The organism is Streptomyces lonarensis, from assembly GCF_012033735.1.
Taxonomy (GTDB): domain Bacteria; phylum Actinomycetota; class Actinomycetes; order Streptomycetales; family Streptomycetaceae; genus Streptomyces; species Streptomyces lonarensis.
On sequence record NZ_JAAVJD010000250.1, the window covers coordinates 1 to 7340 of the forward strand.

The 7340-nt window shown below is 74.3% G+C and carries 8 protein-coding genes and 1 tRNA gene; 5 read left to right on the top strand and 4 right to left on the bottom strand.

Translation table 11 applies throughout. The features are described 5' to 3' along the window. Positions 1-41: 41 nt before the first annotated feature. Complete coding sequence (locus HCN56_RS21815) at positions 42-1805, bottom strand: PH domain-containing protein (protein WP_167973740.1); 1764 nt, start codon at positions 1803-1805, stop codon at positions 42-44. Next, positions 1802-2293 (bottom strand): PH domain-containing protein, encoded by a 492-nt coding sequence (locus HCN56_RS21820; RefSeq protein ID WP_167973742.1) that lies wholly within the window; start codon positions 2291-2293, stop codon positions 1802-1804. Before HCN56_RS21820 ends, HCN56_RS21815 begins: the two co-directional genes overlap by 4 nt. 75 nt (positions 2294-2368) lie before the next feature. Between HCN56_RS21820 and HCN56_RS21825 the strand changes: the two genes are divergently transcribed. Together HCN56_RS21825 and HCN56_RS21830 are read left to right on the top strand one after the other, a co-directional pair. Beyond that, complete coding sequence (locus tag HCN56_RS21825; RefSeq protein ID WP_167973744.1) at positions 2369-2962, top strand: TetR/AcrR family transcriptional regulator; 594 nt, start codon at positions 2369-2371, stop codon at positions 2960-2962. Between the two features lie 105 nt (positions 2963-3067). Beyond that, positions 3068-3155, top strand: a tRNA-Leu gene (locus HCN56_RS21830). 309 nt (positions 3156-3464) lie between these two features. On the opposite strand, the gene HCN56_RS21835 is transcribed toward HCN56_RS21830, so the two are convergent. Further along, positions 3465-3842, bottom strand: a complete 378-nt coding sequence (locus tag HCN56_RS21835) for a hypothetical protein (protein ID WP_167973746.1) — start codon at positions 3840-3842, stop codon at positions 3465-3467. A gap of 456 nt (positions 3843-4298) precedes the next feature. Between HCN56_RS21835 and HCN56_RS21840 the strand changes: the two genes are divergently transcribed. Continuing rightward, the gene (locus HCN56_RS21840; protein WP_167973748.1) at positions 4299-5390 is read left to right on the top strand and encodes a hypothetical protein; all 1092 of its coding nucleotides are present in this window, start codon (positions 4299-4301) and stop codon (positions 5388-5390) included. A gap of 30 nt (positions 5391-5420) precedes the next feature. On the opposite strand, the gene HCN56_RS21845 is transcribed toward HCN56_RS21840, so the two are convergent. Further along, the gene (locus HCN56_RS21845) at positions 5421-6170 is read right to left on the bottom strand and encodes a hypothetical protein (RefSeq protein WP_167973750.1); all 750 of its coding nucleotides are present in this window, start codon (positions 6168-6170) and stop codon (positions 5421-5423) included. 161 nt (positions 6171-6331) lie between these two features. Between HCN56_RS21845 and HCN56_RS21850 the strand changes: the two genes are divergently transcribed. Together HCN56_RS21850 and HCN56_RS21855 are read left to right on the top strand one after the other, a co-directional pair. Beyond that, on the top strand, positions 6332-6808 hold the full coding sequence (locus tag HCN56_RS21850; protein WP_312871359.1) for an ArsR/SmtB family transcription factor: 477 nt from the start codon (positions 6332-6334) through the stop codon (positions 6806-6808). Further along, the gene (locus tag HCN56_RS21855; RefSeq protein WP_167973752.1) at positions 6805-7278 is read left to right on the top strand and encodes an SRPBCC family protein; all 474 of its coding nucleotides are present in this window, start codon (positions 6805-6807) and stop codon (positions 7276-7278) included. Before HCN56_RS21850 ends, HCN56_RS21855 begins: the two co-directional genes overlap by 4 nt. The last annotated feature ends 62 nt before the right edge of the window (positions 7279-7340 follow it).

The following is a 7340-nucleotide window of genomic DNA, read 5'->3' on the forward strand; positions in this document are numbered from 1 at the left end:
GCGGCAGTCGCTCTTCCAGCGCCGCCTCGGCCTGGCGCCGTTCACCGCGCCGGCGGCTCTGCCTCCAGGAACGCCGCGACGCCGCCCGGCAGCGCCCGGTCGGCGAACTCCGCCGCCCGCGGGGCCGCCAGGTCGACCGCCTCGTAGGCGCCGTACCCCGCCGCCGTGGAGACGGTGACCGTCGCCAGGCCGAGGCGGCGCTGGAAGAGCGACTGCCGCACCCGGACCCCGCTGACCGCCCCGGTCCGCAGCACGCTGGTCGCGCGGTTGACGGCCCCGGAGCGCACCACGACCCACGGCCCCGCGAAGGAGTGGCCCAGCGAGCGGTAACCGGCCACCGCCAGCCCGCAGCCGGCCGTCAGCAGCACCGGACCGGTGACCCACCACACCGCGTGCGGCAGCGCGGTGGTCGCGGCGAGCCACGCGAGCACCGCGGTGGCGGTGGCCGCGACCGCCACCGCCCAGACCAGCCGGCGCCGCAGCGCCCCGGCCGGGTGACGGCGCAGCGGCGCGCGCAACGGGTTGTCCTCGCCGGCGCGGAGGACCTCCGTCAGGACGCTGCGGGCGTGCTCGCGGGGGCAGCGCGGCAGGATCGCGGAGGCGGAACTCCACACGGACAGCCCGGTGGTGATGATCGCGGGGTCGGCGACCCGGAGCCACCGCCAGAGCAGCGGCTCGGAGAGCGTCGCGCCGCGCAGCCGGTTCTCGTCGCGGTTGATCTCCTGGGTACGGAAGAGCCCCTGGGTGGTCCGCAGCACGTCGCCGTGTTCGCCCGTGGTGCGTTCCAGCCGGAAGTGGGCGTAGGTCGTCGCGAAGTTGACCGCCAGGCCGACCACGCCGAGCGCCCAGGCGGCCAGCACGGCCGCGGCGACGGTCCCGGGCACGCCGATCGCCCCCCAGTCGGCGAGCCCCCGCACCCAGGCGAAGGCGTTGAAGCCGAACATGCCGAGCGTGACCCACCCACCCCAGGCGAGGCCGGCCGCCATCAGCAGCCCCCACACCGAGAAGCAGTTGTAGACCACCCACCAGGGGCGCAGTCGGGAGAGCTGCCGGGTCGCGCGCCCCGCGGGCGGCGCCGCCGCGGGGTCCTCTCCCCCGACCGGCGTGCGGGCGGTGTCCGTCGCAGCGGTGTCCGTCGCGGCGGCAGCGCTCGCGGCGGCGGAGGTCGCGGCGGGGGCGGGCCCGGTGGTCCGGTCCTCACCGAGCAGTCGGGCGTGCAGGTCGCGGGCTGCGGCGCGCGAGACGGCGTCCAGCACCAGTGCGGACTCCATGGCGGTGTTCATCTGCCCGGCGCCGACCTTGACCCGGCGCAGCCCGAACAGCCGCTGGAGCAGCCGCGCCTCGCCGTCGACGCTGCGCACGCGCTCCCGCCGGATGGACCGGTGGGAGCGGACGAGGAGCCCGGTACGCCGTTCCAGGTAGTCGTCGGTCAACCGGTAACGCGTGGTCGCCCAGCGGACGGTGTTGCGGACCGCCTTGAACGCGCCCCAGGCGGCGAGGACTGCCAGCGGCCAGACCACCCCGGCGTCGGGCTCCACTCCGACCACCAGGAGCGCCACGGCGGCGGGCGCCATGGAGAGCAGCACGCGCAGCGCATCCGCTCCGATCATGCGGCCGTCCAACCGCTGCCACGGCGTGCCGTCGTCGGGCGGTGGCGTCTCCTCCACGAGGGGTGCGCCCTCCGGAGGCCCCGGCACGTCCGCGACGGGCGCCGCGCGGCCGGCGTCGGCGGGCGGGGCAGTGGGCGGCTCGGCGCGTGGGGCGGCGGGCGGCGGCACGGCGGGGGTGGTGTGCTCGGCGGTCATGTGGCGTCCCCCGGCGTGCGGCGGGTGATCTCGGCGAGCTGCTCGGCGGAGGCGCGCGCGACGTCGGGGGCCAGCCCCCGGACGTGGACGGCGCCGCTGGCCGAGGCGGTGGTCACCACGAGGGTGGCGATGCCGAGCAGTTGCTCGATCGGCCCCCTGCTGGTGTCGACGGTCTGGATGCGGGAGATGGGCGCGATCCGCCAGTCGCGCACGAACCAGCCCGCCGAGACGAACACCGCCTCGTCGGTGGTCTCCCAGCGGTGGACGGCGTAGCGCCAGGAGGGCGTCACCGCGGCGTACAGCAGCCCGAGCGCGAGGACCGCGACGGCCACCGGCCCGGTCCAGGTGCGGGAGGACTCCCAGAAGAACCAGGCGGCCAGCGGCGTGGCGGCGGCGAGGGCGGTACCGCACAGGGCCCGCAGGGTCCACCAGGCGACGACGCGCGGCTGGACCCGGTGGCGCGGTGGGCGCAACGATATCGTGGTCATGGGACACACTGTCCCATGAAGGCAAGCCGAGTTCCACAGTGATTCAACACTGACTCGATCGCCTACCATGCGGGCATGGATTCCTCGACGCGAGCGGCGTCACCGCCACCGGCAGCCGGCACCGTCTCCCGCACCCGGCGGGCGATCCTCGACGCGGCGGTCACCTGCTTCGCCGAGGACCTCACCACCCCCCTCTCGGAGGTCGCCCGCGCCGCCGATGTCGGTCGCTCGACCCTGCACCGGTACTTCCCCGACCGTGCGGCGCTCGTGGACGCCTTGCTGACCGACGCGGTGGACCACACCGAACGCGCACTGGCCGAGGCGGCGCTCGACGAGGGTGAGGCCGCCGAGGCGGCGGCACGACTGGTCGCCGCGGTCTTCGAACTGAGCCCCCGCATCATGCCGCTCTTCAACGACACCAGCGGGGACGTCCGCTGGGACGACAGCCGCTGGGAGCAGATCCACGCACCGATCGGCGCCCTGCACGCCCGCGGCCAGGCCGAGGGCGTCGTCTCGCCGGAGATCACGGTCGAGTGGTTCGTCCGGGTCCTGTGGTACCTGGTGTCCGCGGGCTGGGAGGCGATGCAGGAGGAGGGCCTGGCCAAGCACCGGGCCGTCGCCCTGGTGACGCGCAGCCTGCTCCACGGGATGGCCGCCGAGCCCGCCTGAACCTCCCCGGGCCCTCGGCGCGCGACCGCGGCACGAGCACCGCCCCGACCTTGATATGGTTGAGCTGTCGCGCGGGGCCGGACAGGCTCCGGACGCGGCGACCCTGTCCGGGTGGCGGAATGGCAGACGCGCTAGCTTGAGGTGCTAGTGCCCTTTATCGGGCGTGGGGGTTCAAGTCCCCCCTCGGACACCAGTAGTCGCACAAGAAACCCCGGACCCCTTGGGCCCGGGGTTTCTTGCTGTCGGCGGGAGCGGACCGCAGAGTCGCCACCCGGCAGATCGGGCCGCGCCGGCCGCGACCTCGTGCCGACCGCACCGGCGAGGCCCGGTGGGGGCTGGGCGATGTCGACCGCCGCATGGTGGGGCGCTGCCTGACATCTCGTGGCCGGCGGTCCGCAGCGCCCGCCTCAGCCATCCCTGAGGGCACCCCCATCGCATCGGGCACGCTCGGCACGGCCGCTCTACGCGTTGTGCCCCTGCGGGGACCGGACCGCGGCCACGGTCAGTCGGACTCGGCCGGCTCCGACGCGGCCCACTCCGGGGGCGACTGCCCGGAGGTGCGCAGGAACCGGTCGACGTCGAAACGGTGCTCCCGCAGCCGCCGATCGGCGGTCGCCAGCTGCTCGTCCGTGAAGAGCCCCCGGTACCACGGCAGGAGAACGAACGCCTCCACGCTCATCTCCAGTCGCCCGCGCTCCCAGAGGGTGGTGAAGCCGTCCGAGGCGTCCCGCCCGCGCATCAGCCGGCGGGCGGCCTCGGCGCCACCCAGCTCCCCGACCATCTCCAGGAACCGGGTCGGGTTGTAGCCGATCTCCTTCTTGAGACATTTCGCACCGAGCACCATCGCGCGGTGGAACTCTCGCTCCGGCTCACTGATCATGTTCTCCCCCGAACTTCCGCAGGAACGTGCGGAGCCGTCGCCCGGCAACCGACTCGACCAGCCGTTGCGGGCGGCTGTGACTCCGGCCCGTGACGGACGATAGAGGAGTCGCGAGCACGTGGACGGGGAAACTGCGAACTGGCTCCGACCGGCGCCACCGTGCCGGAGGCCGTGGCAGTCGATCGCAGGGGCGATCGTCCACCCGCGGCCCGGAAGGCGCCCCACCCGCCCCACCCGTGACGGCGTCGCCCGGTATACCCGCTTCGAAGGTGCGTTCGAGCCTCGCCTAGCATGGCCGCCATCGGGCGCGTCGGCCCCGCGGGGGCCACGACCGGACGCGCCCGGGACCCGCCGCACACGGCGGGCCGTCCGCGGAGGCGCGGCATCCCGGGGGCGCACGTCGCTCGCGGCGCCGCAGGCCCCGGGGCGTCAGCAACGTTCGACCATGGGGGACACGTGCGTATACGTGGCAGGATCGCCGGCATCGCCGGCGCGGCGGCACTGACCGTGCTGATCAGCGGCTGCGGTGGTTCCGACAGCGGAACCGGCGGCAACGAGGCGGGGAGCGGCGAGGCGACCACCGCCGAGGAGACGGACGACACCGGCGGCGGGGCAGCCGAGGAGGTCGCCCTCGTCGGCGGCGGGCCGCTGACGACCGTGTGGACCGGCGTCGAGGACGCCGAGCACGGCGTGGTCGTCGAACCCGAGAGCCTCGCGCGGGGAGACATAGCGGACCTGGAGAACATCCGGCTGCGCGACGGCCAGGACCAGATGGTCCCCTACTACCTCACCTTCCGGGTCACCGCCGACGGCGGTGACCTGCCCGCCCCCGCGGTGGAGGACGGCTTCTCCGTGGTGGGCCGCGACGGACGGGGCGCCGAGCCGCTGAACGTCCTCTCCTTCGGCGGCGGGTCGCCGTTCCCCGCGGCGTGCGACCGCCCGGCGCCGGACAGCATCGTGGACGGGGCCGCGGTGAGCGTCTGCCAGATCTACCTGCTTCCCGAGGGCATGGAGCCGCTGGCCGTGGCCTGGGCCGACCCCGCCGGGGAGCACGGCGAGTGGGCGGTCGAGGGAGCCGACTACCTGGACGTCATCCGCCCGCTCGGCACGGAGGTGGAGACCGTCTGGCAGACCGCCGGCGGCGACCACGACGTGCCGCTGACCGCCGCACCGGTGGAGGTGCTGCGCGGCGAGCCGTCCGACCTCTCCGACTGGGACGTGGACCGGGACAAGATCCCCTTCTACGTCTTCGCGGAGTACACCAACGACGGCGAGCACGACCTGCTGCCGGACATGAAGTCCGGGCTGAGCGTCTACACCGCCGCGGGCCGCGAGATCTCCAAGCTGAACCTCATCGACGTCTACGGGGTGGGCGTGGCGCCCTGCCCGTCGGCGGAGCCGAACGAGATGCTGCGCCCCGGCGCGAGCGTCACCGAGTGCTCCGTGTTCCTGCTCGACGAGGGCGAGGTCCCGGCGACGGTGGCGCTCGTCGGACGCGGCGACGACGCCGGGTTCCGCATGTGGCAGACCGGCCTGGCGCAGGACTGACCCGGTGGAGTCGAGCGTCCCGGCCCCGCCTCATGCGGGGCCGGGGCGTTCGGCGCTCCCGGGGGTCCCCGCCACCCCCGCCGGGGTGACGAACCACTGTGCGACTCCCCCTGCGAGGAAGCAGACGGCTCCGCCGAGGGTCGCCCAGTTGGCGATGTGCACGTTGACCGGGGAGCCGGTGGCGTCCCGCGTGTAGTCGGCCAGCGCCGCGACCATGAACAGCACGGCGCCCGCCTGGTTGATCACGGCCGTCCACCAGGCCGGCCCCCGGGCCGGACGCGCCGCCCGCCGCACCTGGTGCACGGCGAGCTGGCCGGAGACCAGGAAGAGGGTGCACCCGATCATGTCGGGTGCCCAGACCAGCCGGTCCGTCTGCTGTGCGGAGAGCCCCCGCATCAGCGAGTCGACGAGGTTGACGCAGAAGACCCACGCTCCACCGAGCAGCAGCAGGGCGCTGCACCAGTCGATCCGCATCGGCCGGTACGCCCACCAGCGCCAGTGGCGGGCACCGGATGCCGGACCGGGGTAGTTCACGCAGCCGAGGAAGCCGCCCCAGGCGCCGACGGCGAACAGCACGCCGCCGGTGAGGTAGACGAGCGCGCAGCGCACCACCCCCGCCGCCGTCAGCTCCGCGAGCACGGCGCCGAGGACGAAGAAGCCGCTGCCCAGGACGAAGCACACCGCCACGGCCCGGTTGAGCCGCTCCTCGGCGAGGATCCACCCCGGGGCGGGGCGGCTCGCCCCGTGGTGCCCCGTCGCTCCCGTTCCTGCGCGCGCCATACGGCGATCGTGACCGACCCGGCGCACTTCCGCCCGTCGTGCGTACTCCCCGTCTCCTCCCCCGCGGGACGCTCCCCTGGCGCAGCCGACCGGGGCGGCGTAGTGTTCAACTCAGAGGTTGAACAACATTCCGGTTGAACAAGAACAAGAGGACGGTTGATGTGACCGAAGCGGACCGGGCACTCGGCCGCGAGGGCCCCGAGGACATCGAGGGCATCGAGGGCATCGAGGGCCCCGAGGACATCGAGGGCATCGACGGCACCCCGCCGGCAACGGCGGACGAGGCCGGCCTGGACCTCGCCTTCGCCGCCCTCGCCGACCCGGTGCGCCGCGCCATCGTGGCGCGGCTGTCGCGGGGGCCGGCGACGGTGCTGGAGCTGGCTGAGCCGTTCGAGATCAGCACGCAGGCGGTCTCCCGGCACATCCAGGTGCTGGCGCGCGCGGGGCTGGTGACCCGGAGCCGAGAGGCGCAGCGCCGACCGGTCCATCTGGCGCCCGACGCACTGGAGGGACTGACCTCCTGGATCGACCGGTACCGGCTCGCCCACGAGGCGCGGTACCGACGGCTGGACGCCGTACTGCGCACCCCCGAACCACGTGACGGCCGCGAGCCGGCCGACGAAGGAGCACAGCCATGAGCAACGCACTGCGGATCGACGCCCCCGCCGGGCTGCCGGTCGTCGACATGACCCGCGAGTTCGACGCACCGCCGTCGGCGGTCTACCGCGCCCACCGCGACCCCGAACTGGTCACGCGCTGGCTCGGGCCCGACGGCTACGAGATGACCGTCGAGGTCTACGACGTGCGGACCGGCGGCCGGTACCGGTACAGCCACCACGACCCCGAGGGCAACGTCTACCGGTTCAACGGGGTCTTCCACACCGCCCGCGAGGGCGAGCTGATCATCCAGACCTTCGAGTACGAGGCGGTCCCGGACGTGGTCGCCGTGGAGACGCTGCGCTTCGAAGCGCTCGAGGGCGGCCGCACGCGGCTGCACACGCACAGCGTCCACGCCGATGTCGCCACCCGCGACGCGATGATCAGCAGCGGCATGGAGCGAGGTGTCCGCGAGGGCTACGCCCGGCTGGACCGGGTCCTCGCCGGGTGACGCGCGGGCCGGCCGAGCTGCACGTTTTCCCCTCCGGCGGACACGGCATCGGGCTGGCCGAG